The organism is Planctomycetota bacterium (assembly GCA_026387035.1).
Taxonomy (GTDB): domain Bacteria; phylum Planctomycetota; class Phycisphaerae; order FEN-1346; family FEN-1346; genus JAPLMM01.
Window position 1 is genome coordinate 1 of record JAPLMM010000123.1, and the last position, 2,763, is coordinate 2,763.

Here is a 2,763-nt window from a genome sequence, read left to right on the forward strand (position 1 = left end):
GCGATTCTCGTCGGGGCGGGCCAGGCGGGGGACATCCTCGGCGCGCTGGCGCTTCGCCGCGACGCGGGGGGCGGCCCGGAGTGGAAGCAGACGCTGACGGAACTGTCGGCCCGCGTGCCGGGAGCCAAGTGGGTCGAGGACCTATATTGGGACTACGTGAAGGAGGCGAAGGAGAAGCCGGAAACGGATTGGGACACGCCGATCCCCGTCGCCTACGAGCCGGCCGAGGCGTGCGGAAAATGCCACGAGCCCGAATACAAGCGGTGGCAGACGACGGCCCACGCGCGGGCGTACGAACCGATCCGGAAAGCGGGTCGCCAGGACGATCCCGAGTGCCTCATGTGCCATACGATGGGTTTCGGTCGGAAGGGCGGATTCGTCTCGATGGCGAAGACGCCCGCCCTGGGGCGCGTGACGTGCCAGGCCTGTCACGTCGTGAACAGCTATCACCACGAGAAGGGCAAGAAGGCCGAGCCGAAGATTTTCCTCTCCTCTCGCTGGTGCATGTCCTGCCACGGAATGGTTCAAAGTCCGAAGTTCGACTATTTTACCTACAAGCCGCGGATTCAACACCGTCCCGAAGAGGATCGGAAGAAGGATTAGGCTCTGTCTGAGAAACGCGCAGCGGTCCCGGCGCGCCGGGACCGCCGCGAAGAACCAGGAGAACGTGAAACGGGTGGCAGCCTGGGAAGGCCGCCACCCGATGGGGGTTTTTCAGACAGAGCCTAGTCCTCAGCCGGCGGGGAGAGCCCATGCACGCGACGGTCCTCGTGGGCCTGATCATGGCGCTTCTGGCGATGGAAGTCGCGCCGGAGGGGCCGCCGCCCGACGTCGCGACGACGTTAGGCGCCGTGGCGGCGATCGCGCTCGGCGTGTTCGCAGCCGGATGGATCCTTGGGGCGCTGGCGCTCCGCCGCGGGGCGCTTGAGGCGGAGGAACAGCGTTTCTTCCTGCGGGTGGGCCGCGCGGCCAAGGCATACCGGCTCGTGGTGCTGCTCGCGTATGGGATCATGCTCGGCGCGCTGAACTGGCCGGCTCTGGCGGCGCATCTGGCCGGCGACAAACGGATGTTTCTGGGTTTCCTCCTGATGGCGGCGCCGTTCCTGGTGCTCCTGGTTCTCTCGTGGACGGCCCTTTACTGGGCGGACCGCCGGCTGCGCGCGTTCATGTTCGCACGGGCCGGCGTCGTGATGGCCGGAGCGGCCTGGACGCTCCCGCGATACCTGGTCTTTCTTCTGCGTCAGTATCTGCTCGTGGTTTTCGTTCCGCTCGCGGCGCTTCTGGCGGTCCATGACCTCCTGGTCCGTTTCCTGGGGCCGCCGGATTCGATGCCGCTCGCCACCATACTCCTCGTCGGGGGGGTGGTGGCCGTGGCGGTGCTGGCCGGGCCGTGGATCCGTCTGTGCTGGCGGACGGAGCGGCTTCCGGAGGGCGACCTGCGCCGGCGCCTGACGGCTTTGGCGGGGCGCGCCGGAGTCCGCGTCGGCGACATCCTGGTCTGGCGGACCAACCTGTCGATCGCCAACGGGTGCATGGTGGGCAGCATCGGGCCGTTGCGATACATCCTGATTACCGATACGCTGCTCCTGGCGCTTCCGAGCGAGGAGTTGGAGGCGGTTTTCGCTCACGAGGTGGCGCACGTCAAGTACCGTCACGTGCTTCTCTACATGGCGCTGGCGATCGGGGGCATGGGGGCGATGATCCTCGTGGGGGAGGCCGCGGCGGTCGTGACGCATTCGCCGGTGGCCCTCAGCCTCGTGACGGCCGCTTTTCTGGTCGCTTATTGGTGGCTGCTTTTTGGCTTTATCTCGCGGCGCTGCGAGGCGGAGTGCGACCTCTTTGCCGTGCAGGCCACGTCGTGCCCCGAAGGTTGCTCGCCGCCGGAGGATGATATCCGAATCGGCGGGGACGGAGCATCGCCCTTGGCGCTCTGCGAACATCGGGTTCGGGCCTTCACGAGCGCCTTGGGGCGGATCGCGCGGCTGAACGGGTCCGCTGAGACGGCCCGGGGCTGGCGCCATTTCAGCGTAGCGCGGCGCCGGCGGTTTCTGGAAGAGGTGCTCGCCAGTCCGCCGTTGGCCGAGCGATTCGCGCGAAGGCTGCGGCGAATCAAGTGGATGGCGATTCTCGGGGCGGTTCTGGCGGCTGCCGCGGCCGCGATCCTGGCGCTGGCCGCGCCGCCGTCAGAGGCGAACGACTCCGAGGACCCGGCAGGCCCAGAGGACGTCGTCCCGCCGGCACACCGTTGGATCGTACGCTTCGTTGACGGGGATGAGATGAACGCGGTCGCCCTCGGGGCGCCACAGTTTGACGGTGACGCCGATGCGGCCTTGGAGTCGGACGATGGCGGTCTGTCCCGGTTCCGGGAAGGCGTCTCGCCGGGAGATGACGATGTCTGTGTCGAGGATGCGCGGGGCCATGCTGTCGCCGTCCACCCGGAGGCCGAACGTGCCGGACGCGACCTCTTTGACGCCCGCCAGGTCGATGAACTCGACGCACCCGTCGGGCGTCGGCTCGGATAACTGGATGAGGCGGGCTTCGCGTCCGAAGGGCGCTTCGGGATGGAGTCCCGGGTCGGCGGACTGCATGTCCGCAGGGCGCTGGCGTCCTGCTTTTCCTTCCAGACGGCCGATGAGGCCGTCGAGCGTATCCGATTCGTCGTGCCCGGCGAAGAAGTTTTCCCATCGCGCCAGGAGCCCCGCGGCGGTCCGGCCGATGATGGGGATGCAGGTCGCCTTGACCGCACCGAGGTACGGTTCCCAG

Annotated in this window: 3 protein-coding genes; all 3 read left to right on the top strand. The window is 67.8% G+C overall.

What is annotated here, in order from left to right; genetic code table 11:
- The coding region (locus NTX40_04165; protein ID MCX5648279.1) for a cytochrome c family protein at window positions 1-603 on the top strand (603 nt) is incomplete at its 5' end.
- A gap of 149 nt (window positions 604-752) precedes the next feature.
- Window positions 753-2,522: a M48 family metallopeptidase gene (locus tag NTX40_04170; GenBank protein MCX5648280.1), complete on the top strand. Its 1,770-nt coding sequence runs from the start codon at window positions 753-755 to the stop codon at window positions 2,520-2,522.
- 39 nt (window positions 2,523-2,561) lie between these two features.
- On the top strand, window positions 2,562-2,763 hold a 202-nt coding region (locus NTX40_04175), incomplete at its 3' end, for a hypothetical protein (protein MCX5648281.1).